23 protein-coding genes are annotated in these 24091 nt (G+C 59.9%); 13 read left to right on the top strand and 10 right to left on the bottom strand.

The genetic code is table 11. The features are described 5' to 3' along the window. Positions 1–12: 12 nt before the first annotated feature. Positions 13–477, bottom strand: a complete 465-nt coding sequence (locus RF819_RS10230) for an Lrp/AsnC family transcriptional regulator (RefSeq protein ID WP_078364890.1) — start codon at positions 475–477, stop codon at positions 13–15. A gap of 138 nt (positions 478–615) precedes the next feature. On the opposite strand from RF819_RS10230, the gene RF819_RS10225 reads away from it, so the two are divergent. The 5 genes from RF819_RS10225 (at position 616) to RF819_RS10205 (ending at position 6003) form a co-directional block, all read left to right on the top strand. Further along, entirely contained in the window at positions 616–1710 is a 1095-nt protein-coding gene (locus tag RF819_RS10225; RefSeq protein ID WP_078366888.1) for a saccharopine dehydrogenase family protein, read from the top strand. A gap of 114 nt (positions 1711–1824) precedes the next feature. After that, complete coding sequence (amaB, locus tag RF819_RS10220; protein ID WP_078364889.1) at positions 1825–3336, top strand: L-piperidine-6-carboxylate dehydrogenase; 1512 nt, start codon at positions 1825–1827, stop codon at positions 3334–3336. 60 nt (positions 3337–3396) lie between these two features. Beyond that, positions 3397–3795 (top strand): rhodanese-like domain-containing protein, encoded by a 399-nt coding sequence (locus tag RF819_RS10215; RefSeq protein WP_078364888.1) that lies wholly within the window; start codon positions 3397–3399, stop codon positions 3793–3795. A gap of 376 nt (positions 3796–4171) precedes the next feature. Further along, positions 4172–4930 carry a sulfite exporter TauE/SafE family protein gene (locus RF819_RS10210; protein ID WP_078366887.1) on the top strand — a complete coding sequence of 253 codons (759 nt, stop codon included), beginning with the start codon at positions 4172–4174 and terminating at the stop codon, positions 4928–4930. 50 nt (positions 4931–4980) lie between these two features. Continuing rightward, on the top strand, positions 4981–6003 hold the full coding sequence (locus tag RF819_RS10205; protein WP_143541665.1) for a GGDEF domain-containing protein: 1023 nt from the start codon (positions 4981–4983) through the stop codon (positions 6001–6003). Here RF819_RS10205 and mrdA read toward each other — a convergent pair. The 4 genes from mrdA to RF819_RS10185 are packed head-to-tail and all read right to left on the bottom strand — an operon-like array spanning position 5990 to position 10588. Next, entirely contained in the window at positions 5990–8074 is a 2085-nt protein-coding gene (gene mrdA, locus RF819_RS10200; RefSeq protein WP_078364886.1) for a penicillin-binding protein 2, read from the bottom strand. The genes RF819_RS10205 and mrdA overlap by 14 nt on opposite strands. Before the next feature lie 3 nt (positions 8075–8077). Further along, a complete protein-coding gene (gene mreD, locus RF819_RS10195; protein ID WP_078364885.1) occupies positions 8078–8608 on the bottom strand; it encodes a rod shape-determining protein MreD in 531 nt (176 codons plus the stop codon). Beyond that, positions 8605–9528 (bottom strand): rod shape-determining protein MreC, encoded by a 924-nt coding sequence (mreC, locus tag RF819_RS10190; protein ID WP_078364884.1) that lies wholly within the window; start codon positions 9526–9528, stop codon positions 8605–8607. Before mreC ends, mreD begins: the two co-directional genes overlap by 4 nt. A 16-nt stretch (positions 9529–9544) precedes the next feature. Then, on the bottom strand, positions 9545–10588 hold the full coding sequence (locus RF819_RS10185) for a rod shape-determining protein (protein WP_078364883.1): 1044 nt from the start codon (positions 10586–10588) through the stop codon (positions 9545–9547). Between the two features lie 202 nt (positions 10589–10790). On the opposite strand from RF819_RS10185, the gene gatC reads away from it, so the two are divergent. From gatC to gatB, 3 genes are read left to right on the top strand one after another with little or no spacing between them, the layout of a single operon-like run. After that, positions 10791–11090, top strand: coding sequence for an Asp-tRNA(Asn)/Glu-tRNA(Gln) amidotransferase subunit GatC (gatC, locus tag RF819_RS10180; protein ID WP_078364882.1), 300 nt, complete (start codon positions 10791–10793; stop codon positions 11088–11090). A gap of 18 nt (positions 11091–11108) precedes the next feature. Continuing rightward, positions 11109–12581 (top strand): Asp-tRNA(Asn)/Glu-tRNA(Gln) amidotransferase subunit GatA, encoded by a 1473-nt coding sequence (gatA, locus tag RF819_RS10175; RefSeq protein WP_078364881.1) that lies wholly within the window; start codon positions 11109–11111, stop codon positions 12579–12581. Positions 12582–12592: 11 nt separating this feature from the next. Next, positions 12593–14089, top strand: a complete 1497-nt coding sequence (gatB, locus tag RF819_RS10170) for an Asp-tRNA(Asn)/Glu-tRNA(Gln) amidotransferase subunit GatB (RefSeq protein WP_078364880.1) — start codon at positions 12593–12595, stop codon at positions 14087–14089. Here the strand turns inward: gatB and RF819_RS10165 are convergent. Together RF819_RS10165 and pyrE are read right to left on the bottom strand one after the other, a co-directional pair. Further along, on the bottom strand, positions 14086–14772 hold the full coding sequence (locus RF819_RS10165) for a DUF4124 domain-containing protein (protein WP_143541664.1): 687 nt from the start codon (positions 14770–14772) through the stop codon (positions 14086–14088). The two genes, gatB and RF819_RS10165, sit on opposite strands and share 4 nt — an antisense overlap. Continuing rightward, positions 14769–15479 (bottom strand): orotate phosphoribosyltransferase, encoded by a 711-nt coding sequence (gene pyrE / locus RF819_RS10160; protein ID WP_078364879.1) that lies wholly within the window; start codon positions 15477–15479, stop codon positions 14769–14771. The genes RF819_RS10165 and pyrE overlap by 4 nt, the downstream gene beginning before the upstream one ends. On the opposite strand from pyrE, the gene RF819_RS10155 reads away from it, so the two are divergent. From RF819_RS10155 to RF819_RS10140, 4 genes are all read left to right on the top strand, one after another. Further along, positions 15478–16275, top strand: coding sequence for an exodeoxyribonuclease III (locus RF819_RS10155; RefSeq protein WP_244899894.1), 798 nt, complete (start codon positions 15478–15480; stop codon positions 16273–16275). The two genes, pyrE and RF819_RS10155, sit on opposite strands and share 2 nt — an antisense overlap. Positions 16276–16358: 83 nt before the next feature. Continuing rightward, on the top strand, positions 16359–17105 hold the full coding sequence (gene fabG, locus RF819_RS10150; RefSeq protein WP_078364878.1) for a 3-oxoacyl-ACP reductase FabG: 747 nt from the start codon (positions 16359–16361) through the stop codon (positions 17103–17105). 183 nt (positions 17106–17288) lie between these two features. After that, a complete protein-coding gene (locus RF819_RS10145; protein ID WP_078364877.1) occupies positions 17289–18008 on the top strand; it encodes a TerC family protein in 720 nt (239 codons plus the stop codon). A 48-nt stretch (positions 18009–18056) separates the two neighbouring features. Then, positions 18057–18407 carry a phage holin family protein gene (locus tag RF819_RS10140; RefSeq protein WP_078364876.1) on the top strand — a complete coding sequence of 117 codons (351 nt, stop codon included), beginning with the start codon at positions 18057–18059 and terminating at the stop codon, positions 18405–18407. On the opposite strand, the gene RF819_RS10135 is transcribed toward RF819_RS10140, so the two are convergent. Beyond that, positions 18378–19991 carry a M48 family metalloprotease gene (locus RF819_RS10135; RefSeq protein ID WP_078364875.1) on the bottom strand — a complete coding sequence of 538 codons (1614 nt, stop codon included), beginning with the start codon at positions 19989–19991 and terminating at the stop codon, positions 18378–18380. The two genes, RF819_RS10140 and RF819_RS10135, sit on opposite strands and share 30 nt — an antisense overlap. 138 nt (positions 19992–20129) lie before the next feature. On the opposite strand from RF819_RS10135, the gene moaC reads away from it, so the two are divergent. Beyond that, positions 20130–20621 (top strand): cyclic pyranopterin monophosphate synthase MoaC, encoded by a 492-nt coding sequence (gene moaC / locus RF819_RS10130; RefSeq protein WP_078364874.1) that lies wholly within the window; start codon positions 20130–20132, stop codon positions 20619–20621. Positions 20622–20634: 13 nt separating this feature from the next. Here the strand turns inward: moaC and RF819_RS10125 are convergent, their stop codons facing one another. Then, a complete protein-coding gene (locus RF819_RS10125; protein WP_078364873.1) occupies positions 20635–22212 on the bottom strand; it encodes an O-antigen ligase family protein in 1578 nt (525 codons plus the stop codon). 149 nt (positions 22213–22361) lie between these two features. Continuing rightward, positions 22362–24065, bottom strand: coding sequence for a PglL family O-oligosaccharyltransferase (locus RF819_RS10120; RefSeq protein ID WP_158081258.1), 1704 nt, complete (start codon positions 24063–24065; stop codon positions 22362–22364). Positions 24066–24091: the final 26 nt, after the last annotated feature.

The following is a 24091-nucleotide window of genomic DNA, read 5'->3' as shown; positions in this document are numbered from 1 at the left end:
GACGTTCCCTTTTTAGGTGCGCTCAATCTTCCAGGCCAGTGCCACCGAGGTGGTGGTTTTCACCACGCCTTCAAGGTTGCGGATGTCATCGAGCAGGGTGTTGAGCCGCACTGCCGACTCCGCGCGCAGCAGCAGCACATAGTCAAACTCACCACTGACCGCACACAGCTGGCGCACCTCGGGCATGCGCTGCAGCTGCTCCTCGATGCCACGCCCGGCCTTGGGCTGCACCGTCAGGCCCACAAAAGCCTGCAGACCCTGGTTAAGCATGTCTTGCGCCAGGCGCACGGTGTAACCGGCAATCACGCCTTCGCGTTCCAGGCGGTTCAGGCGCGATAACACCGTGGTGCGTGCGGTGCCGAGCTGGCGCGCCAGGTTGGCAGCCGATTCACGCGCATTGAGCTGCAACAGTGCCAGCAACTGGCGGTCCAACGCGTCGCGCAGAACAGGGGGTGTGGGCAAGCCGCTTGGATTCATGGTTTTCAAAAATTGACGTTATGACAATACGTTCATCATAGTGTCTGTTTTAAACACGATTGTGTCCAATACACCACCACTTTTGACACACAAGAGACCTAAACTGGGTGTATCTCGGTGATGTTTAAGGAGCAAGTCATGCGTGTTGTTTTAATGGGTGCCGGACACATCGGCCAAACCATTGCGGCCTGGTTGGCCAAGAGTGGTGACTACACCGTCAAGGTGGTCGATTGCAGTGTGGTGGCGCTCAAGGCATTGGCCCATTTGCCGGTGGAAACCGCGCTGATCGACACCTCGGACGTGGACGAACTGCGCAACAGCATGGTCGGTTATGACGCCGTGATCAACGCCTTGCCTTACCACCTGGCGCTCACCGTGGCCACCCAGGCCAAGGTCGCTGGTTGCCACTACTTTGACCTGACCGAGGACGTGGCCGCCACGCGCGAGATCATGGCTCTGGCCGACGGCGCCAAAACCGCCTTCATGCCGCAATGTGGGCTGGCGCCGGGTTTCATCGGCATCGTGGCGCACCACCTGACCCAGAAGTTCACCGACCTGCACGAGGTCAAGATGCGCGTGGGCGCGTTGCCGGCCTTCCCCACCAACTCGCTCAAGTACAACCTGACCTGGAGTGTGGACGGCCTGATCAACGAGTACTGCCACCCCTGCGAAGCCATCCGGGACGGCAACGTGATCGAGGTGCTGCCGCTTGAAGGTATGGAACATTTCAGCCTGGACGGCACCGAGTACGAAGCCTTCAACACCTCGGGCGGTTTGGGCACCCTGTGCGACACGCTCAAAGGCAAGGTGCAAACGCTGGACTACAAGACCGTGCGTTACCCCGGCCACGGCGCCATCATGAAAATGCTGCTGCAGGAGCTGGGCATGCAGCACGACCAGGAAACCCTCAAGGCGATCCTGCGCAAATCCGTGCCCTTGACGATGCAGGACGTGGTGCTGGTGTTTGTCACCGTCAGCGGTGAATGTGACGGCAAGTTCATGCAAGAGGTGTTTGCCCGCAAGATTTTTGCCGACCGCAGTGAGACCAACCCGATGAGCGCGATCCAGATCACCACGGCAGCGGGCATCTGTGGCGCCATCGACCTGTTCCGCGAGAAAAAGCTACCGCAGTCGGGCTTCATCAAACAGGAGCAGGTGGCCCTGCCCGACCTGCTGGCCAACCGCTTTGGCAGCGCCTACCAGCAGTCGCGCCAGGTCGAGTCGATTGGTTGAGTTGGTAGCCGGGGGACGGACACTGTCCGACCCATCGACCCGAGGAGTTATAGGTAAAAATGGGCGATAGCCCTTATAGAATAAGGGCTAGCAGCACCTTTTTCAGGAGCAATCATGCCAACCTCTGTCACCGAACTGATGGCCTCTTTGGGTGTGGCCCCCCAGGTGTTGCAAGGCGGTGATCTGGCCACGGTCTCGCCAATCGACGGCCAGCTGCTGGCCCAGGTCCACAGCACACCCCTGAACCAGGTGGCCCATGCCGCCGTGCGTGCCCATGGTGCTTTTTTGCGTTGGCGTCTGGTGCCCGCACCGCAGCGTGGTGAACTGGTGCGCCTGCTGGGTGAGGAGTTGCGTGCACACAAACAGCAGCTGGGTCAGTTGGCGACGCTGGAAGTGGGCAAAGTCTCTTCGGAAGGCCTGGGTGAGGTGCAGGAGATGATCGACATCTGCGACTTCGCCGTGGGCCTGTCGCGCCAGCTCTGCGGTTCAACCATGGCCAGCGAGCGCCCCGGCCACCGCATGATGGAAACCTGGCACCCGCTGGGCGCGGTGGGGGTGATCACCGCCTTCAACTTCCCGGTGGCGGTCTGGGCCTGGAACGCGGCCTTGGCGCTGGTCTGTGGCAATGCGGTGGTCTGGAAACCCTCCGAAAAAGCGCCACTGTGTGCACTGGCGGTGCAGGCCTTGTTTGAGCGCGCCTGTGTGCGTTTTGGCCAACCGGCGCTCAGCCGCGACCTGAACCAGCTGGTGCTGGGTCACGCCGATGTCGGCCAGGCGCTGGTGGACCACCCCAAGGTGGCCCTGGTGTCGGCCACCGGCAGCACCCGCATGGGCCGGGCCGTGGGCCAGGCAGTTGCAGCACGGTTTGGCCGCAGCCTGCTGGAGCTGGGTGGCAACAACGCCATTGTGGTGGCGCCCAGTGCCGACCTGGACATGGCGGTGCGCGCGGTGGCTTTTGCCGCAGCGGGCACGGCCGGGCAGCGCTGCACCACCGCACGGCGTCTGATCGTGCATGCGGATGTTTATGGTGATCTGGTCGCGCGGCTCAAGAAGGCGTATGCCAGTTTCAGGATCGGCGCACCCACCGAGCCCGGCACGCTGCTGGGCCCGCTGATCGACCAGGCCGCGTTTGAGGCCATGCAGCAGGCGCTGGTCCTGGCGCGTCAGCAAGGGGGTGTGGTCACCGGGGGTGAACGGGTGTTGCAAGCGCAGTACCCGCAGGCGTTTTACGTCAGCGCGGCGCTGGTGGAGATGCCCGCGCAGACCGAGGTGGTGTGCCACGAGACCTTTGCGCCCATCCTCTACATCCTGAGCTACCAGACGTTGGCCCAGGCCATCGCGCTCAACAACGACGTGCCGCAAGGTCTGTCGTCGAGCATCTTCACCAACGACCTGCGTGAGGCGGAGAGTTTCCTGTCGGCGGCCGGGTCGGACTGCGGCATCAGCAATGTGAACATCGGCACCTCGGGTGCTGAAATTGGCGGTGCTTTTGGGGGTGAGAAAGAAACCGGCGGTGGCCGCGAAAGTGGCTCGGACGCCTGGCGCGCCTACATGCGCCGAGCCACCAACACCATCAACTACTCCAGCGCGCTGCCGCTGGCGCAAGGTGTCAGATTTGACATCTGAGCTGGCTGGGGCCGGTGCTCGCCTGTATGCTCTGCCTCTTTTTCAAACAAGGTGAACCGCATGACAAACAAACAATGGCTTCGATCTGCACTGGTGTGTGTTGCTTTGAGCGCCTCACTTGGCGCCTGGGCCGGTGTGGCCAGCGTCGATGTCAATCAGGGTGCCACCCTGCAAAGCCAGGGCGCGTTGGTGATTGATGTGCGCGAACCCAACGAATACGCCGAGAGCCATGCGCCCGGCACCACGCTGATCCCGCTGGGTCAGCTGGAGAGCCGTCTGCCGGAGTTGCGCGCCCACCAGAACCAGCCGGTGGTGTTGTTCTGCCGCAGCGGCCAACGCTCGGCCCGTGCCCAGGAGATCCTGGCCAAGGCCGGTTTCACCAAGGCGGTGAACATGGACGGTGGTCTGATCGCCTGGAGCAAGGCGGGTTTGCCGGTGGTGGCGGGCGCAGCCAAGTAGTTCTGTGCCAATGCCTGGCCCGGACCCACAAGGTGCTGGGCAGGCCTGGACCCGATTCCTAGACGCAGATCAAGGGTAAACCTGAAAAGGGTATGTCCTGATGGCCACCGACCCCTGTGGCGCATACAGTCAACCCATCACCCGGGCGCTACGCCCAGGCATGGTGAGAGGCCCCAGGAGACAGACCCAACAAGGTCACACAAAAAAACAGAGACAAGGCACCGGCCAACCCGGTGCCTTTTTTAATGGCTGCGCCGCCCCCTCGAGGGGTGACCGGGTTTATATGAAAAATAGGCTTTCAGCCCTTATCTAGAAAGGGTCAATAGCTATACAAAAAGAAGCTGGCCGAGGCGTGGCCAATGCGACAATGGCCCCCATGGAATTACTCATTGTGTCGTTGGCCAGTCTGTTTGCCGGTTTTGTCGATGCCATCGTTGGTGGCGGTGGTCTGATCCTGGTGCCTGCCCTGTTTGCCGCTTTTCCCACCGCCCACCCGGCGACCCTGTTTGGCACCAACAAGGGGGCATCGCTGTGGGGCACGGCCTTTGCCACTTGGCAATACAGCCGCCGGGTGCAGATACGTTGGGTCGCCCTGTGGCCAGCCGCGGTGGCGGGTCTGGTGGCCTCGTTTGCCGGAGCCTGGCTGGTGACGGTGATCTCACCTGATTTTTTGCGCAAGGTCTTGCCGCTGGTGCTGCTGGCGGTGCTGCTCTACACGCTGGCCAAAAAAGAACTGGGCCGCACCCATGTACCGCGTTTTGCAGGTGGTCAGGAGCAGCTGGCGGCGGCCGCGATTGGTCTGGTCATTGGGTTTTATGACGGTTTTTTTGGCCCGGGCACCGGCAGTTTTCTGGTGTTCTTGTTTGTGCGGGTGCTGGGGTACGACTTTCTGAGCGCCTCGGCAGCGGCCAAGCTGGTGAACTGCGCCACCAATGTGGCGGCGCTGGTACTGTTCATCAGCAAAGGACACATCTGGTGGCATTTTGTGCTGGTGATGGCCTTGGCCAATGTGCTGGGCAGCCTGCTGGGCACCCGGCTGGCGCTCAAACATGGCACCGGCTTTGTGCGGGGGGTGTTTCTGGTGGTGGTCAGTGCGCTCATTTTGAAGACAAGTTATGACGCCTTTTTGCGCTGAGTGGCTATCATGGTGGCTTTGACCGTCGACTCTTCCTTCGAAAGTTGATCTTGCGCTACTCACAGTCGAAAGAACAAAGCGCCGAGCTGCTGCGCATCGTGCTGGCGCGTATGGGTCAGCATGATGCGGCCTTCAATCCACTGACCTATACCGTCTGGTTTGAGTACGCTGCTGGCATCAACACCCGCTTGAACCACGCCATGGACCTGCTGATGCGCGGTGGTCGCCGACTCACCGACGATGACTTGTTGATGTTGTACCAGGCTCATGTGGCGGAACTGGATCCCCAGGCGATGCACCGCATTGGCAACGAGTTGCAGAAGGTCATGGTCACCCTGGCCGATGCCGCAGGCAATACCGGCAACAGCGCCGATCAATTCAGCGCGCAGCTCGACACCTTGGCCGCCAATTTGCAAACCCTCAACAACCAACTGATGGCGCCGATGGTGCTTCAGGTGATGGAGAGCACGGTGCGTATGCGCAGCTCAGCCCATGCGCTGGAGTCGGATGTCAAGGGCAGTCAGAGTGAAATCCAGCGTTTGCAGAATGAACTCAACCGGGTACGTGACGAGTCGTTGATCGACACGTTGACCCAGGTGTTCAACCGCAAAGGCTTCGACCAGCGGTTGGCGGCGATGCTGGCGCGGCCTGCCAACGAGGCGCGTCAGCACGGTCTGATCATGTTTGACATTGACCATTTCAAGGCTGTCAACGACACCCATGGGCACCTCAAGGGTGACCGTGTGTTGCAAGCCGTGGGTGAGGTGTTCAGAACTTGTCTCCCCCCGGATGGAACGCTGAGTGTGGCGCGTTACGGTGGTGAGGAGTTTGCCGTGCTGGTGCCAGATACCACTTTGGAAGAGTGTCTCAAGGTGGCCGAGCAGGTGCGTGCACACACCAAGGCGCTCAAAATCCGTGACCGGCGTACCCAGGCGCTGGTGCTCACGGTCACGATGTCCGGCGGCGTGGCGCTGGCCCATCCCGAAGATGACACCCACAGCCTGACGGCCCGTGCCGATGCTGCGCTGTACCGGTCCAAGCAGGACGGGCGCGACCGAATCACCTGCGCGTAAGTGGGTTGGCTGCGCTGGCGGCTGGCGTGGCAGACGCAGCCAGGGCGCCCGATGTGGCCCCACTTGCCGCACCCGCTGCCTGAGAGGCTGTCGCACTGGCAGCCAAGGCCGCTGCATTGGGCAGGCCTGAAACGCTGGCCAGGGGCACTTCGCTGGCCAGTCGTGGTTGGCCAATCGGTGCGGTGGCCTGACCGCGGCTGACGGCCGCCAGGTCTTCCTCGCTGGGGTATTGCCCAAGCAGCCAGTAGTCAAATACACGCCTGGCGATGGGAGCCGCCGCTGTGGAGCCAAAACCGGCGTTTTCAACAATCAAGGCCAGCGCAATCTTGGGGTCGTCGGCTGGCGCAAAAGCGATGTAGAGCGAGTGGTCACGTTTGCGCTCTTCCGTTCGGATGGCACTGTATTTTTCGTTTTTGCCGAGCGACACGGCTTGCGCTGTGCCGGTCTTGCCCCCACTGGTGTAGCTGGCACCGGCAAAAACGCGCGACGAGGTGCCCTCTTGCGCCACACCCATCATGGCGCGCCGGATGGTGTCCACATGTTCCGGTTTGAAGCCCAGATTCACCGCCGGATTGGCCGCCAGAGGTGACTCGACCCGCGTGTGGGCATCTTGTGTGGCAATCACCAGCCTGGGTTTGTGTTTGAGACCCCCATTGGCCAGCGTGGCTGTGGCTTGAGCCAGCTGCAGCATGGTGAAACTGTTGTAACCCTGCCCGATCCCGAGGGAAATGGTTTCACCTGCATACCATTTCTGTTGTTCGGGGCGTTTGAAGTAGCTGCGTTTCCAGGCCTGGTTGGGCAACACCCCCCGTACTTCGCCGTGGATGTCGATGCCCGTGATCTGCCCAAAACCCAGCGGGGCCATGAAGTCATGCATCGTCTCCACACCGAGTTCATTGGCCAGCGAGTAGAAATAGGCGTTGCTGGAGTAGAGGATCGCGGCGCGCATGTCCATGATGCCGGTGCGGTCGGTCTCGGGGCTGCCAAAACGGTGGCCGCCAAACATGTAGAAGCCCGGGTCATTGACCAAGGTACTGGCGTTGCGCTTGCCGGTGGTCAGAGCGGCCAATGCCATGAAGGGTTTGTAAGTGGAGCCCGGTGGGTAGGTGCCACGTAATGCCCGGTTGAGCAGAGGCTTGTCAATGGACTCGTTGAGCAGCTGCCAGTTTTCCTGGTCAATGCCTTCCACAAACAGGTTGGGGTCGAAGGTGGGTTTGCTGACAAAGGCCAGCACTTCACCGGTCTTGGGGTCGATGGCCACCAGCGCACCACGGCGTTCGCCATAGAGATCCTCGATGAGTTTTTGCAGCTTGATGTCGATCGACAGCTTGATGGTGTTGCCAGGTGTCGATGGCTGACTGGTCAGGCGCCGGGTGGCGCGCCCGCCAGCCGAAGTTTCCATCGAGTCCACGCCGGTGATGCCGTGCAACTGGGGCTCGAAACTCTGCTCCACACCGAGTTTGCCGATGTAGTCGGTGCCACGGTAGTTGGCTGGGTCTTCGGAGTTTTCCAGCTCTTCTTTTTCAGCCGCGTTGATGCGTCCGATGTAACCGATCACATGGCTGGCCAGCGCACCATACGGGTAGTTGCGAAACAGGCGGGCTTTGATGTCCACCCCCGCGAAGCGGTAGCGTTGCGCACCAAAGCGGGCGACCTCTTCGTCGGTGAGTCGGCTGCGCAGCGGCAAGGACTCGAAACTGCGGGCCTCTTCACGCAATTTTTTGAAACGTTTGCGATCCCGCGGTGTGATGTCAATCACCTTGGCCAGATCGTCGATGGTCTGCTCCAGGTTGGCCACCTTGGAGGGTGTGACTTCCAGCGTGTAGGCGGAATAGTTGGTGGCCAGCACCACCCCGTTGCGGTCCAGAATCAGGCCCCGGTTGGGCACGATCGGCACGATGGCGGTGCGGTTGTTTTCAGCCTGAGCCAGCAGGTCCTCGTGGCGCGTGACCTGCAGATACACCAGCCGTGCGGCCACCAGGCCAAAACACCCCACCACCACGATACTGGCTACCAGCACCCGCAGGCGAAAACGCGACAGCTCGGCCTGAACGTTGCGGATCACCGTCATGGTTTAGAGCGGGCGGTTGTCATCACGGTCGGGCGCTTGGCGCTGCGGCAGCAACAGCAACACACTCACCGCCGGCCACAACAGGGTCTCAATCAGCGGGGACAACACCACCGACCATCCGGGGAAATACTCCCCGGTCAGCAGCCGGATGATCAAGGTCAGTGCGTGTGCCGCGGCAAACAACGGCAGCAGTTGCAGCGCCTGACTCGGCACCGAGAACCACAGAATCCGCCGGTGAATGCCAATGGCCAAAAAACTCAAGGCACTGTAGGCTAGGGCATGCTGACCCAGCAACGCGCTCTGGTGGACATCCATCGCCAGACCCAGCAAAAAGGCCGCCCCCACACCCACCCGCTGGGGCTGGTGAATGGCCCAGAACACCAGGATCAGTGCCAACAGATCCGGCAACCAGGCGGCGCGCCCCCACAGCCCCATGTTTTGGAGCATATTCAGCGCCAGCGCCGTGATCAGGCTGCCCCAGATGAACCAGGGATTGGCTGGCAATAACAACTGCTGGCCACGCGGCATCATCATGGTTTGCCTCCTTTGGCTTTGGCCGCAGGCACGCTGACAGTGGGCTCTGGCCGTGCCAGCACCTGTCCGCTCAGTGGTTGCAGCACCAGCACATGCAGGCTGCCAGCGGTAGCTGCCACCGGGATGCAGCGCACCCGTGCGAAGGCAGAATCTGCGCCACGTTCGATTTTGTCCACCCGTGCCACTTGCAGCCCAGGGGGGTAGACGCCGTCCACACCACTGGTGGTCAACAGGTCACCGGCTTGCAGGTCCACATTGGCGTCCAAAAAACGCAGTTCCAGTGAACCCTTGCCCGGGGTGTCATCCCCAAAAGCCAGGGCGCGCAAACCGGTGCGGGCGTTGAGCACCGGAATGGCCTGGTTGCGGTCCGTGATCAGGGTGACTTCACTGACGAGCGGATAAACACGTGTGACCTGGCCCAGCACACCGAGCTCGTCCAGCACTGGCGAGCCTGACTGCACAGCAGCCAGGGCGCCTTTGTCGATGATGACCTTGCGGGTAAACGGATCGGCCGCGTCATACAGGACCTGTGCTGCCAGAGCAGGTGTGTTGACCCGTTCACGCAGGCCCAGCAGAGCGCGCAATCGGACATTTTCCTGGCTGAGCTGCTCCACCTGTTGGGCACGCTGGGATTGCAGGCCCAACTGGTATTGCGCCGCTGCCTCATTGGCCTGGGAGGTGGTCAGGGAATCAAAGTACTTGCCACCTTCTCGCGTCCAGACCACCGGCTGTAGCATGGCCCACTGCAAGGGGTAGATGACCGTGGCAATCGCAGCACGAACCGGTCTGATGATGCTGAACCGGTTGTCTGCCACCATCAGCAGCACGGCCAACACACCAAAAAAAACCAGCTTGGACAAGGCCGATGGCCCCTGCCGGAAGAATGGCGGCGGTGATCTGTCCAGCGTACCCAGTGGCACCGCTGACTCCTGGTACTTATTCGCTGGTGAAAATGGAGCCCAGACGTTCCATCTGGTCGAGCGCGATACCGCAGCCACGCACCACGCAGGTCAGCGGGTCTTCGGCCACCAGCACCGGCAGGCCGGTTTCTTCGGCCAGCAGGCGGTCCAGATCACGCAGCAGGGCGCCGCCACCGGTGAGCATCATGCCGCGGTCGGCAATGTCGGCACCGAGTTCGGGCGGGGTTTGTTCCAGCGCGTTTTTGACCGCCGAAACGATGTTGTTGATCGGGTCGGTCAGGGCTTCGAGGATTTCGTTGCTGGAAATCGTGAAGCTGCGTGGCACACCTTCAGACAGGTTGCGCCCTCGCACTTCCATCTCGCGCACCTCGCTGCCCGGGAAAGCCGAGCCGATATTCTTCTTGATCATCTCGGCGGTGGGTTCACCAATGAGCATGCCGTAGTTGCGGCGGATGTAGTTGATGATCGCCTCATCAAACTTGTCGCCACCAACACGCACGCTGCCCTTGTAGACCATACCACCCAGAGAGATCACGCCGACTTCGGTGGTACCACCACCAATGTCGACCACCATCGAGCCGCTGGCTTCAGACACCGGCAAGCCGGCGCCTATGGCCGCTGCCATGGGTTCTTCGATCAGGTACACATCGCTGGCACCGGCGCCCAGCGCACTTTCGCGGATGGCGCGGCGCTCGACCTGGGTCGAGCCGCAGGGCACACAGATGATGATGCGCGGGCTGGGCCGAAACACCGAACGCGGGTGCACCATCTTGATGAACTGTTTGAGCATCTGCTCGGTGACGGTGAAGTCGGCGATCACGCCGTCTTTCATCGGGCGGATCGCCTCGATGTTGCCGGGCACCTTGCCCAACATGGCTTTAGCTTCTTTGCCCACCGCCTGGATGGTTTTTTTGCCTTGGGGGCCACCTTCGTGGCGGATCGCCACCACCGAGGGTTCGTCCAGCACAATACCCTTGTCACGTACGTAAATCAGGGTGTTGGCGGTGCCCAGGTCAATGGCGAGGTCAGTGGAGAAATACTGACGGAATGCTCCAAACATGAATCGGTCCTCTCGGGTACAAACGGCGCTTCGGCTCGGTTGTCACCCTGTAATGTGTTCAAAATGGTGGGTTTTCGGCAATAAACCATGCCGTTTTGGACTGCTGCCCAAAGACGGGATAATACCCTATCCCCCCTGCACAAGCCGTGTCCAGGGGTTGCTGACACCCTGATTTACACCCTGTTGCAACCAAAATAAAGCCATGTCTCTGACCCTTGCTGATATCGACCGCCTGGCGCATCTGGCGCGGCTTGGTCTCCAACCCGATGAGCGCACACGCTTGTGCTCGCAACTCAATGATTTTTTCGGCGTGGTCGAAAAAATGCGTCTGGTGGACACCTCGGGCCTGGTGCCCTTGGCGCATCCGGTCGATGTGGCTGGCAACATGGCGCTGCGCCTGCGTGAGGATGTGGTGAGTGAGCCCAACCAGCGCGAAGCCAACCAGCAGAGTGCACCCGCGGTCGAGTCCGGCCTGTTCCTGGTGCCCAAGGTCATCGAATAAGCCAAACCCATTTTTATCATGACGCAATCTACCGATCTTCACGATCTGACCGTGGCCGAACTGGCCAGCGCGCTGCATGACCGCAAGGTCTCTGCGGTCGAAACCGCGCAGCATTTCCTAGCGCGTGCCAAGTCACACGCCAACTTGGGTGCTTTTCTGGATACCAATACAGATGCCACGCTGGCCCAGGCTCGTGCCGCTGACGCACGTTTGGCCGCTGGCAGCGCTGGTGCCCTTGAAGGTGTGCCGATGGCCCACAAGGACATTTTTGTCACCCGTGACTTCGCCACCACTGCGGGCTCACGCATGCTGGACGGCTACCACTCACCGTTTGACGCCACGGTGGTGTCACGGCTGGCCGACGCTGGTGTTGTCACCCTGGGTAAGCTCAACTGTGACGAGTTCGCCATGGGCTCGGCCAACGAAAACTCGGCCTTTGGCCCGGTCAAAAACCCCTGGGACATCACCCGCACACCGGGTGGGTCCTCCGGCGGCAGTGCCGCAGCGGTCGCAGCCCGACTGACACCAGTCGCCACGGGTACCGACACCGGCGGCTCGATCCGCCAGCCCGCTTCGTTTTGTGGCATCACTGGCATCAAGCCAACGTATGGCCGCGCCTCGCGTTACGGCATGGTGGCTTTTGCCTCCAGCCTGGACCAGGCCGGTGTGTTGGCACGCAGCGCGCAGGACTGTGCCCTGGTGCTCTCGAGCATGTGCGGGTCGGACCCGGAGCGGGATTCGACCTCGCTCGATGTGCCTGCCGAGGATTTCACCCGCACGCTGGCGGAGCCGATCAAGGACCTGCGTATTGGTGTACCCGCCGAGTTTTTTGGTGAAGGCCTGGCACCGGATGTGCGTGCTGCGGTAGATGCCGCGCTCAAGGAATACGAGGCGCTCGGCGCCCGGCTGGTGCCGATCTCGCTGCCGCGTACCGAGCTGTCGATTCCGGTCTACTACATCATTGCACCCGCTGAGGCGTCGAGCAACCTGAGCCGCTTTGACGGCGTGAAGTTTGGCCACCGCGCCAAAGACTTCAAAGACCTCAACGACATGTACGAACTGACCCGCGCCGAAGGGTTTGGTGACGAGGTCAAACGCCGCATCATGATCGGTACCTATGTGCTGAGTCACGGTTATTACGACGCCTATTACCTGCAGGCGCAGAAGATCCGCCGCATGATTGCCGACGATTTCCAGCAGGCCTTCCAGCAATGCGACGTGATCGCCGGGCCGGTCGCACCCACGGTGGCTTGGGCACTGGGTGGCCACGGCAACGATCCGCTGGCCGACTACCTGGCCGACATCTTCACCTTGCCAGCTTCGCTGGCGGGTTTGCCCGGCATGAGCCTGCCGGTCGGTTTTGGCGCAGGCAACCTGCCTGTTGGTTTGCAGCTGATTGGCAACCACCTGAGCGAGTCACGCCTGCTCAATGTGGCACACCGCTTCCAGCAGGCCACCGACTGGCATACCCGTCGCCCGCAAGGTATCTGAGAAAAAACACTATGACTGATACAAAATCTGTAGCGCAAAAGTCCCTTCTGGTAAGGGGGTATGAGGTTGTGATTGGTTTCGAGACCCACGCCCAGCTGTCCACCCGGTCCAAGATCTTCAGCCGGGCCGCCACGGCATTCGGGGCCGAGCCCAACACCCAGGCCTGTGCGGTGGACCTGGCTTTGCCCGGCACCCTGCCGGTGATGAACAAGGGTGCGGTCGAGCGGGCTATTGAGCTGGGTCTGGCGCTGGGCTCGCACATCGCACCACGCAGCATTTTTGCCCGCAAGAACTACTTCTACCCCGACTTGCCCAAGGGTTACCAGATCAGCCAGTTCGAGATCCCGGTGGTTCAGGGCGGCTCGGTCGAGTTTTACTTGGGTGACGAGAAAAAAACGGTGCGCCTGGTGCGCGCCCATCTGGAAGAAGACGCGGGCAAATCGCTGCACGAAGACTTCATCGGTCAGACCGGCATCGACCTGAACCGCGCTGGCACACCGCTGCTGGAGATCGTCACCGAGCCCGACATGCGCTCCACGGCCGAGGCGGTCGCCTACGCCAAGGAGTTGCACAAGATCGTCACCTGGATTGGCATCTGCGACGGCAACATGCAGGAAGGCAGCTTCCGCTGTGACGCCAACGTCTCGGTGCGCAAACCCGGCGAGCCCTTGGGCACCCGGCGCGAGATCAAGAACCTCAACAGCTTCAAGTTCATGCAGCAGGCGATTGACTACGAGATCCGCTGGCAGATCGACGAAATTGAGGATGGTCGTGCCATCCAGCAGGCCACCGTCTTGTTCAACCCTGACACCGGTGAAACCCGCGCCATGCGCAGCAAGGAAGACGCTGCCGACTACCGCTATTTCCCCGACCCGGATCTGCCACCGCTGGTGATTGCGCCTGAGTGGGTGGAGCGTGTTCGCGCCGGTATGACCGAGCTGCCACGTGTCATGGCGGCACGTTTTGTCAAAGACTACGGTTTATCAGACTATGACGCCAACGGACTGACGCAAAGTAAATCGTTCGCGGGATATTTTGAAACCGTTGCGCACACCTGCGGCTATCCGAAACTGGCAGCGAACTGGGTGCTGGGTGAAGTGTCTGCTTTCATCAATAAAGAAGGCCTGGACATTGACGACGTTGAAGTACCGAACCCCATTGCCGTGGGCGAGGTCATCAAGTTGATTGCAATTGGGAAAATTAATGGCGGCGGAGCCAAGACTGCTTTCCAGGAGCTTTGCGTTCGGGTACACAACGAAATTTCCGATTTGGCGGCTTTTGTCCAACAAATTGTGGAGGATCGTGATCTTGAGCAGACCAACGACACCGGCGCGCTCGAGAAGATTGTGGACACCGTGCTCGCTGCCAACCCGAAAAACGTGGACGAGTTCCGCGCGGGCAATGCCAAGGCGCTCAACGCGCTGGTGGGCCAGATCATGAAAGCCAGCCAAGGCAAGGCCAACCCGCAGCTGGTCAATGAGCTGCTGAAGAAAAAACTCGCTGCTTAATCGGGTTTGGCCGCTGTGGCCTGCTGCCACAGCGGCATCAGGCGCTGTTGCTCGGCATCAAAGCGGGCGTTGACCCGCGTGATCTCGGCATCCTTGTCGGCCAGAAAACGCCCCTGCGCAGCCAGGGTCTGGTTGACCTCATCGATCTGGCGTTTGAGCCGCAGCGGCGCGCGGCTGGGGTCTTTGGCATAAAAGGCCATCTCATCCAACAGCTTGGTCTTTTGGGCCTGCAGGTCGGTGACCTGGACCTGCGCGGTTTGTTTGACGCGGTTGATGTGGTCCAGCGCGTTGGCCCGCTCCAACTGGTGGGCGCTGTGGGTTGGGTAACGGACCAGCAGGGCGCGGTCACGGCGTTTTTCTTCTTCCAGCAAGGCGCGCTGCGCCTGTTCGGCCTTTTCTTTGGCTTCCTGTTCGGCGCGCTCCTTGGCGGTCAAGGTCGGGCCGATCCGGGTTTTCACGGTGCCGCTGGGGTTGAGGATTTTTTGCTCACGGTCACGGCACTCGGCAATCGGGCGGTCCGAGGTGAGCTTGCGTCCCCTGGCATCCAGGCAGGTGTAGATCTCAGGTGTAGGTAGCTGCGCCTGCACCGCCCCGTGGCCCAGCGCCGCCAACCAGCCCAGCACCAGCCCACCAGCCAAACCGCCACCGCGTTGCCACAACCCGGGAGCGTGGGTCTGGGTCATGCGCCATCTGCCCCGTAGCGTGCGCGGTAGGCAGCGACCCGTTCGTGGGCATCGGCCAGCCCGGGCACACGGTGGTGTTGCAGGTACTGCAGCAAATCCTTGAGTTTGGCCACCGAGCAGACTTGCAGACCCAGCTGGTTCTGTACATATTGCACCGCGCTGTGTTCGACGTCCTGGCCGTTTTCCGTGGCTTTTTCCTGGCGGTCCAACGCAATCACCACCGCATGCGCGGTAGCACCTGCCTGCTGGATCAGCGCGATGGACTCGCGCACGGCCGTACCTGCAGACATGACGTCGTCGACGATCAGCACCCGGCCCTGCAGTGGCGCACCCACCAGCGAGCCACCTTCGCCGTGGTCCTTGGCCTCCTTGCGGTTGTAGGCAAAAGGCACGTTGCGGCCCAAGCGTGCCAGCTCCACGGCCAGCACCGCACCCAGCGGAATGCCCTTGTAGGCAGGGCCAAAAATCATGTCGAATTCGATGTCGCTGCCCAATAGGCGCTGCGCATAGAATTGCGCCAATTTGCCCAGCTTGGCACCGTCGTCGAACAGGCCGGCATTGAAAAAGTAGGGGCTCAAGCGGCCGGCTTTGGTTTTGAATTCACCAAAGCGCAGCACGCCGCTGGCCACCGCAAACTGCACAAAGTCTTGTGCCAGACTGTCCTGGCCCGGGCTGGTACAGCTTTCGATTTCGACACACTCTGACATGGGGAATTCCTTGTTCAAATTGACCAGCCTGAACCTCAATGGTATTCGCTCCGCCACCAGCAAGGGCTTGGAGGCATGGATCGACAAAACCGCGCCTGATTGTATTTGTGTCCAAGAGGTCAAGGCGCAGGCCCCCGACCTGGCGGACCGCTTTGAGCAGCTGGCAGGTTTGACGGGTTACTTCCATCTGGCCGACAAAAAAGGTTACTCCGGCGTGGGCATCTACAGCCGCCAGGAACCCAGTGAGGTCATCGCCGGGTTTGATGGCGCCGAGTTTGATACCGAAGGGCGCTACCTGGAGCTGCGTTTTGACACCCCCACGGCCCGGCGCTCCATCATCAGTTGTTACTTTCCCAGTGGTTCGTCGGGCGAGGAACGCCAGTTGGCCAAGTACCGGTTTCTGGACCTGATCTACCCGCATCTGCAACAGCTCAAGACGCAACGCGAGTTCATCGTTTGCAGTGATGTCAACATCGCCCACAAAGAGATTGACCTCAAGAACTGGAAAAGCAACCAGAAGAACTCCGGCTTTTTGCCCGAAGAGCGGGCCTGGATGACCAAGCTGCTGGGCGAAGGCGGTCTGGTGGACGTCTACCGCCAACTGCACCCCACAACCACCGACGAGGCCTACACCTGGTGGAGCAACCGCGGCCAGGCTTATGCCAAGAATGTGGGGTGGCGGCTGGACTACCACCTGGCGACACCGCAACTGGCCGCCTGTGCCCACGCGGTGGCGATCTACAAGGCTGAGAAATTCTCGGATCACGCGCCAATCACCGTGGATTACGACTTTTAAAGCTTGTTATCGCTGTCAACTTGGTGCAATCTCCGGGTTCTAGAATCTTTGGGGCTTTTACTCACCAACCACCGGGGATCATCATGACAGCACGTCTCAGCAACAAGGTTTCCATCATCACCGGCGCGGCGCAGGGCATTGGCCTGGCCACCGCCATCAAGTTCGCCCAGGAAGGCGCCATCGTGATTGTTTGTGACGTCAAACAAGAGGCGGTGGACGAGGCAGTCGCCCAATGCCGCGCTTTGGGCGCCACCGCCGAAGGGTTTGTCATGGATGTGACCCAGCGCCCTGTGGTGGATGAGGTGGTGGCTCAGGTCAAGGCCAAGTTTGGCCGCATCGATGTGCTGGTCAACAACGCGGGCATCACCCAGGACGCGCGCCTGCAAAAAATGACCGAAGCGCAGTTTGACAAGGTGATCGACGTGAACCTGAAGGGTGTCTTCCACTGCACCCAGGCGGTGGCCGACGGCATGGTGGCTCAGGGCAGCGGCGTGATTCTGAACGCCAGCTCGGTGGTGGGCCTGTATGGCAACTTTGGCCAGACCAACTACGCCGCCACCAAATTTGGCGTGATCGGTTTCACCAAGACCTGGAGCCGCGAGCTCGGCCCCAAGGGTGTGCGCACCAATGCGGTGGCGCCTGGCTTCATCACCACCCCGATGGTGGCCGCCATGCCCGCCGAAGTGCTGGCCAAGATGGCTGAGAAGGTGGCCTCGCGCCGCCTGGGCAAACCTGAAGAAATCGCCAATGTCTACGCTTTCCTGGCCAGCGACGAAGCCAGCTACATCAATGGCGAAGTGATCGAAGTCTCGGGCGGCATCTCGCTGTAACAGACCTCGGCTGTGCCACAGCCAGCGTCAGTGTTGTGTGCATCCCCCCGTCAGCCCTGGCCAAATACCACCTGGCCCAGGGCTGTGTGTTTTCTGGATGCCATTTTGCGCAAGTGTTGACGTGGTGCAAGGTGTTTCACGTGGCAAGGTGCAAGATGGCGGTTTTGAACTGACCTAACACCTATGGAACTGTTTTCTGCCACCTGGTGGTGGGCCCTGCTGGCCATTGTGCTGATTGATCTGGTGCTGGCCGGAGACAACGCGATCGTGATTGCGCTCGCAGCGCGCAATTTGCCCCCCCATCTGCAAAACCTGGCGGTTGTTTCGGGCACCGTTGGCGCGATTGCGGTGCGCGCCATGCTGGCGTTTGGCACGGTTTGGCTGCTGCATATCCCGGGGCTGCTGTTGCTGGGCGGGCTCGGTCTGATCTGGGTGGCCTACCAGTTGCTGGCCGACGATACCGACGAAACCCCGGCCGACCCGGTGGCCTACACCTTTTGGGCAGCCATGAAAACCATCATCGTGGCCGACGCGCTGATGGGTGTCGACAACGTGCTCGGTGTGGTGGGTGCGGCGCACGGCGCCTTGGAGCTGGTGGTGATTGGCCTGCTGCTCAGTGTGCCGATGGTGTTGTTTGGCAGTTCGCTGGTGCTCAGGCTGGTGCAGCGGTTTCCGCTCATTGTCCAGCTGGGTGGCGCGGTGCTGGCCTTGACCGCCGCCAAAATGATCGTCAGTGAGCCGATGCTCAAGGACGTGTTTGGTCCCTTTCACGGGGACGTCGCGGCCGCCCCCTGGCAAACAGCGGCCCGCTGGGTGGTGTATGTGCTGGTGGTCGGTGGTGTGATGATGGCCGGCTGGTGGAAAAAGCGCGGCGCCCAGGTCAGCCAGCAGCTGGTGGGTTAAACCCCTTGCGACCGGGTCAGGCCGGGTTTTGGGGTTAAGCTGTCCCCCATGAAACTTATCCTCAAATGGTTGCTCAGCGCCGCCGCCCTGCTGTGTGTGGCCTATCTTTATCCCGGCGTGGTGGTTGGCAGTTTTGGTGCGGCCATGAAAGCTGCGTTGGTGATCGGGCTGTTCAACATGGTGTTGCGCCCGGTGCTGGTGCTGCTCACCTTGCCCGTGACCCTGGTCACGCTCGGGCTGTTCCTGTTTGTCATCAATGCCCTGATGTTCTGGGCTGCCTCGGGTGTGCTGGAGGGCTTTTATGTGCAAGGCTTTGGTGCGGCGCTGCTGGGCTCGCTGATTTACTCCGTGCTCGGGATGGCGATCGACTCAGTGTTTGAGCGCCTGCTGTTTAAGTAATTCCGCGATCTGGCGCTGGCGTGTGTCGATGATCGATGCGTCGATGTGGTCGGCCGCCCGCCCCAGTGCCTCGTTGCTGCGCATCAGGTCTTGTGCGGCACGTAGACGGTCCATGGCACCGGTGTAGTCCAGCCGCGCAGCTTGCGCTTCGGCTTCGGCGCGCAGGGCGCGCAAACCCTGGTTCTGCGCCCCATACAAACCCGCCAGCGTCTGCCAGACCAAGGCGTCCTGCGGCTGGTTACTGAGCCAGGTTTGCAGGTTCTGGATACTTTGACTCAAGATGTCAGCCTGTTTGAGCTGCAAGGCCAATTGGGCCTGCAAGATCAGCAGCGGGCGGCGCATCTGGGCCAGCGGCAAGCTGGCGCCCTGGGTCAAGCCCAGGCTGGTCGCTAGGCTCGCCAGTTGTGCTGGTGTCAGGTCACGTGCGTTCAGGTCAATCTCTGCACCCAGCCAGCGCACCGGCGCCGTCGCCTGCATATCCACCGCCGTCAGGGTTTGCAGCCGGGCCAGATAACGCCGCGCTTGCACCGGTTCGCGCAGCAGGCTGGCGGCCAGGGCGGCGCCATACACCGTGCCGGCCTGTTGTGCCACTGGCAACATGCGAGAGCCCGCATCATCGGCTTGGGCCAGCCAGCTGCGCAAGGCATCCACACCGGGGTTGGACAAGACCTTGGCGCGGGTGCTCATCATGGCGTGCAGCAGGGTGGGTGCGGTAGCCACCGCATGTGGCGCACCGAGCGGCAGGCGCGACTGCATGTCGGCGATGCGTTCGGTGGTCAGCGGGTGGCTGCGCAGGTAGGGGTAGTTGCCGCTGTCGTTGAGACGTGCGGCCTGCTGCAGCTTGTCAAACATGGTGACAAAACCTAGCGGGTCAAAACCGGCCTGGGTCATCACGCCAAAACCGACACGGTCGGCCTCCCGCTCCATGTCGCGTGAAAAATTGAGCTGGTTTTGCGCCGCCACGGCCTGCCCGCCTACCATCAGCGCACTGCCCGCGTCGGCGCTTTTGCTGGCGGCCAGTGCGCCCAGGATCATGGCGCCGATCAGCCACGGTGTTTGCGCGCTGTCCTTGGCAATCAGACGCGAGATATGGCGCTGGGTGACGTGGCTGAGCTCGTGACCCAGCACCGAGGCCAGCTCGTCGCGGCTGCTCACCACCGCCAGCAGCCCCAGGTTCACCCCCAGGTAACCACCGGGCAGGGCAAAGGCGTTGACCGTGCGGTCGCGCCCCAGCATGATGTGCCAGGCAAAACGTTCGTCCAGCTCGGGTGTCAGTTCGCCACGCAGGCGGGCAGCGGCCAGCAGCGGCTGCCAGACCCCTTGCACATAGTCGGCCAGCACCGGGTCATCCAGGTAATCGGGGTCACGAAACAGCTCGGCCGCAATGCGGTCACCCAGGCGGCGCTCTTCAGCGCTGGCCAGGGCGCTGCCGTCGCCGAGTTGCGGCAAGCTTGACGAGGCACTGTCGGTGCTGCCAGGCATGGGTGTCTGGGCTGTCAGGCTGGCGGGCAGCCAAGCACAAGCCACTGCCAAAACAATAGCTATACGCCCTTTATTGATAAGGGCTAGAGGCCGATTATTCATTAGTGATTTGTGTGGCATACAGTCCCAAGAAGGTCCATGGTTAGCGCCTGTGGTGCGCGTCAGCCCGTATGATGCCAGCCGCGTGTAAAGGTTCGGTCCCACCGGCCTGCCCAGTCCCCTTTATTGAAACGGTTTGTCATGAGCACCCTCACCCATTTTGACGCACAAGGTCAGGCCCACATGGTCGATGTGGCCAGCAAGGCCGCCACCCACCGTGTGGCAGTGGCAGCTGGCCGCATCGAGATGCGGCCCGATACGCTGGCGCTGATCACCGGGGGCAGTGCCAAAAAAGGTGATGTGCTGGGCATCGCCCGCGTGGCCGGCATCATGGCGGCCAAAAAAACCAGCGAACTCATCCCACTGTGCCACCCGTTGGCGCTGACCCGGGTGGCTATTGAGTTTGAAGTGATCCAGGCTGATTCAACAAGGGCTAGCGCCGTTTTCTGCACCGTGACCGCCGAAACCGTGGGCCCCACCGGCGTCGAGATGGAAGCCCTGACCGCGCTGCAGGTGGCGCTGCTGACCATCTACGACATGTGCAAGGCGGTGGATCGCGGCATGGTCATCACCGGCTGCCAGCTGCTGGAAAAACATGGCGGCAAGTCAGGCAGCTTTGTGGCGGCTGGGTAGGCCGCCGACTGGCTCACAGTGCGGGCGCTGCCGCACCATGTTTGGCAGCCCACACCGCATAGTCCTTGGGAAACGCCGCCCGATAACGTGCAGCGTAAAAAGCCACTTCACCGTTACGACCCAGCAGCAAGGCGCTGTTGAGCAGCAGCTCCACCACGCGAGCCTCGGGTGAAAAGTGCAGCATGTTTTTGGCCAGGGTGTTGATGGCAGGCGCATTGGCGGGGGTCAGCGTGGTGATGGTCAGTTCGGCAAAACGCACCGGGTCCTGGTACAGCCAGACACGGCGGACTTTGTCCAGCGTGTGTTCGCGGTAAGCGCTGGCGCGTTGGTCTGGGTCCAGATAGATCTGGCTGGCCAGGTAATAGTTCCTATAGGCAAAACTGCAATAGGCCACCAAAACAATAGCAGACAGCCCACAGATATAGAGGGCTGGAGCACAAGAATGCTTGTAAGTACAGGCCAAACCACCATGCGGCGGCACCCACCACAACAACCACAGACTCAAGGCCGCAGCCATCTGGAACGGCCCGTACCACAGCGGGTACTCCAGCAGGCTGTGTAACGCAATCACCGCCAGCATGCCCCAGGCCAACTGGCGTGTCGGGTGCCGTTCGCGCCAGGGCTGGCCACGCCACAGCAGCCAAAGGACCAGGCCACACAGCCCCAGCGCAACAGGCAGGCCCAGTTCCACCGCCAGGTGCAGCGGCAGGTTGTGGGCGTTGTCCAGAATGTCACAAAACCGGGTGCCCGGGTACAGCGTGATGAAGTGGGCGTAGTCCAGTTCACCCCAGCCCCAACCCGTCCAGGGCTTGAGAGAGATCAGATGCAGCACATTGCCCCACAGCGTGAGTCGGCTGGCGCAGGCCGGATCACCCGCCCGCAGACGCGCCCAAGCGCCGCTGCTGAGAGGGTCCAGGCCGGCCAGCCAAGGCAGGGCAACACTTGCCACCGCGTAAGCGATCAGCGCCGCCAGCACCACCGTCAAAACGCGACGAGCCTGAGGTCTGGGCACCTTGCGCTGCCACCACAGGCTCAGCAGCAGAATCAGCACCAGCTGCAACAGCCCGGTGCGTGACGCCGAGGCGGCATTGCCCGCACCCAACACGACCGCAGCGACCAGCACCAGTGTCAACCGTGCCGACGGCCACGCCGAGCGCGGCTGGCTCGGCCGCAGCCGCAGCATCCCCACCGGCGCCGCCGTCGTGGTGTAAGACGCCGAGCGGGCCACCAGCCACAACAGCGCCACCAGCCCGATGCTCAGCAACGTCGCAAACTGGTTGCGCTGGCGCAAGTTGCCAAACGCCTGGCCCAGCTCGGTGTGGTTGACCCAGATGCCAAACACAGCCGTTTGGCCAAAGTACTGCAACAGGCCCAGCACTGCACTTACCACTGCCGCCAAGGACCAAGCCAACACCACGGCTTTCACCATCTGCTGGTTTTCACCGCGCTGCCGATCAAAGACCAGCGTCAGCAGCACCCCGGCTGCACAGGCCCAGGCAAACAACAAGGGCACCACCTGCGCCGTGGGGCCAGGTGAAAACGGGTTCAGCCAGGGGAGGAGGATGAATATGAAAAGTGCAACAGGAAGCATTGACCGACAGGTGTCGAGTTGTTACGTTAGGTCTAGAAACTGCATTTGATCAAAGATGTGCAGGATTATTAGCTAGTAAACTAGATTAGTTTGGCAAAAAAGTTCCATCAAGCAATCTGTTTGCGTCCAGTTCTTGATTGTTTTATTCGCTATTTATTTGGCCAGGGAATACCACCAATTTTTGAATTCATCTCTGACTGACTTGCCCATTCGTTCCTAATTATTTCACATTGATCGCTTGGTGAGGTTTGGCATAACCGCCTGAGCCATTGACTCGCCTCGAGGGGGCTGTCATTTACCGCCAAAAATGATGCAAGTTTATACATGCCATAGGCGCTGGGAACCGTGGATACCAGATTCTTCATCCATGCTATGCGGTCTGGATTTATGTTTGGTGTAGGCTCCATGCGAGCAAAAATGATGTAATCGCGCCATTGAGTCAAGGCAATGACATCTGGTGGTGTCTTGGGATAGTCAGAAGCAATTTTTTTTTGTTCAAACCTCAATCCATAAAAACTATCCTCTACTCGAAAATAATCGCGTATCGTTATTGGCAAAGCACATATTCCCAAAATCAGGACAACAATAATGGGAAATTTATGAGAGATACGGATGCTCTTATGGTTCAAAGATGTTTCGAGACTGCCCATGATCATGCCTGCAGGAAGCAAAAAATAAGCATACTGTAGTGGATATTCCAACATTGAATGCACGCCCAGCACCATTAGGAAAAGAAAACTCATCAGCTGTGCGAGGTTCGTGAGATTTTTGGCTGTTGACAAGAACCACCAAATCAAAAAAATGCTGATGCCAAGTCCTAATGGAATTCCATTCCACAAAATCAAATCAATGAAGAGGTTATGAGCTTGCAAAAAACTCCCACCGAAGGATATTTTTTCATCCATCATCAAAAATTGAGCGTGCCCCAGTTGTCCCCAGCCGAAACCGAAAAATGGCTCGTGGACTGCGGCCTTCAAAAACATCACCCAGGCTGCCCAACGAGGGTCGTTTGAAGCGGATCGGTACTCTACCGGCAAACCACCTCCAAGTGCTTCGTTGATTGTTGTCAAATTGAGAACACAGACAGCGAAAAATATTGATAATCCTAGGATGCCGTAAATAAATGACTTCGAAGGGATCAATTTATGCCAGATTAAACTTGCTACAACTATAAGCATGACATTGAGCCAAGCTGTTCGAGATTCGGTTAGGGCTGTACCGAATAGAAATAAAGCAGCTATTAAAAGAGCTGTGTATGGTCCAATGAGTTTTCTCCAGAATCCCCACCAACAAGCTAGTGTTCCCAGCAACAATAGACTTGCAAGTTGATTTGGCTGAGCCATATTGGCATAATGTCGAGTTCCTGAAGACATTAATATCCAGGGGCCAATACTATCTAAACGAAAGAACTGATGTAACTGCAAACCAATAGATATTGCAGATGCAATTCCAATTGACAGAAATAAATAGTCGCCGACTTGATTTGGTGTAGTCTTTTCCCATGCTGCACCGGTCAATATAGCCAACGAAAAACCAAAAATGTAGGTTGCATTAATCCATGCAACTCCGAATATGGGAATTAAGTTAAAAATATACTGCAGGGCAGGGATTGTGGCAATGAATAAGCAGGTTGCTGATGCAATACTCCATTGCATCTCAAAATTTTTTCTTGCGAAAATAAATATTGAAACAATTAATAGTATTGTTGAGCACCATGCATCCCCATGAAATCCAAGCCAAGGTATCGAGTGGTTTGGAAGTATCCATGCCAGTGACAATGCAACAGCAGCAAAAGCCAACCAAAACCTACTAATTATTGGATTCATATTTGACAAATAAAAATGGGGAGCCATGCTCCCCATTTTTTGTGTAAATCAGT

It is taken from the genome of Rhodoferax fermentans (assembly GCF_002017865.1).
Taxonomy (GTDB): domain Bacteria; phylum Pseudomonadota; class Gammaproteobacteria; order Burkholderiales; family Burkholderiaceae_C; genus Rhodoferax; species Rhodoferax fermentans.
The sequence above is the reverse complement of the archived record's forward strand: the minus strand, read 5'-3'. Positions and strand labels throughout refer to the sequence as shown.

Bases quoted from the DNA above. Each gene is read 5' to 3' on its own strand.
- RF819_RS10230 (WP_078364890.1), bottom strand. From the start codon at position 477: ATGAATCCAAGCGGCTTGCCCACACCCCCTGTTCTGCGCGACGCGTTG.
- RF819_RS10225 (WP_078366888.1), top strand. From the start codon at position 616: ATGCGTGTTGTTTTAATGGGTGCCGGACACATCGGCCAAACCATTGCG.
- amaB (WP_078364889.1), top strand. From the start codon at position 1,825: ATGCCAACCTCTGTCACCGAACTGATGGCCTCTTTGGGTGTGGCCCCC.
- RF819_RS10215 (WP_078364888.1), top strand. From the start codon at position 3,397: ATGACAAACAAACAATGGCTTCGATCTGCACTGGTGTGTGTTGCTTTG.
- RF819_RS10210 (WP_078366887.1), top strand. From the start codon at position 4,172: ATGGAATTACTCATTGTGTCGTTGGCCAGTCTGTTTGCCGGTTTTGTC.
- mrdA (WP_078364886.1), bottom strand. From the start codon at position 8,074: ATGACGGTGATCCGCAACGTTCAGGCCGAGCTGTCGCGTTTTCGCCTG.
- mreD (WP_078364885.1), bottom strand. From the start codon at position 8,608: ATGATGATGCCGCGTGGCCAGCAGTTGTTATTGCCAGCCAATCCCTGG.
- RF819_RS10185 (WP_078364883.1), bottom strand. From the start codon at position 10,588: ATGTTTGGAGCATTCCGTCAGTATTTCTCCACTGACCTCGCCATTGAC.
- gatC (WP_078364882.1), top strand. From the start codon at position 10,791: ATGTCTCTGACCCTTGCTGATATCGACCGCCTGGCGCATCTGGCGCGG.
- gatA (WP_078364881.1), top strand. From the start codon at position 11,109: ATGACGCAATCTACCGATCTTCACGATCTGACCGTGGCCGAACTGGCC.
- gatB (WP_078364880.1), top strand. From the start codon at position 12,593: ATGACTGATACAAAATCTGTAGCGCAAAAGTCCCTTCTGGTAAGGGGG.
- RF819_RS10165 (WP_143541664.1), bottom strand. From the start codon at position 14,772: ATGACCCAGACCCACGCTCCCGGGTTGTGGCAACGCGGTGGCGGTTTG.
- RF819_RS10155 (WP_244899894.1), top strand. From the start codon at position 15,478: ATGGGGAATTCCTTGTTCAAATTGACCAGCCTGAACCTCAATGGTATT.
- pyrE (WP_078364879.1), bottom strand. From the start codon at position 15,479: ATGTCAGAGTGTGTCGAAATCGAAAGCTGTACCAGCCCGGGCCAGGAC.
- fabG (WP_078364878.1), top strand. From the start codon at position 16,359: ATGACAGCACGTCTCAGCAACAAGGTTTCCATCATCACCGGCGCGGCG.
- RF819_RS10145 (WP_078364877.1), top strand. From the start codon at position 17,289: ATGGAACTGTTTTCTGCCACCTGGTGGTGGGCCCTGCTGGCCATTGTG.
- RF819_RS10140 (WP_078364876.1), top strand. From the start codon at position 18,057: ATGAAACTTATCCTCAAATGGTTGCTCAGCGCCGCCGCCCTGCTGTGT.
- RF819_RS10135 (WP_078364875.1), bottom strand. From the start codon at position 19,991: ATGAATAATCGGCCTCTAGCCCTTATCAATAAAGGGCGTATAGCTATT.
- moaC (WP_078364874.1), top strand. From the start codon at position 20,130: ATGAGCACCCTCACCCATTTTGACGCACAAGGTCAGGCCCACATGGTC.
- RF819_RS10125 (WP_078364873.1), bottom strand. From the start codon at position 22,212: ATGCTTCCTGTTGCACTTTTCATATTCATCCTCCTCCCCTGGCTGAAC.
- RF819_RS10120 (WP_158081258.1), bottom strand. From the start codon at position 24,065: ATGGCTCCCCATTTTTATTTGTCAAATATGAATCCAATAATTAGTAGG.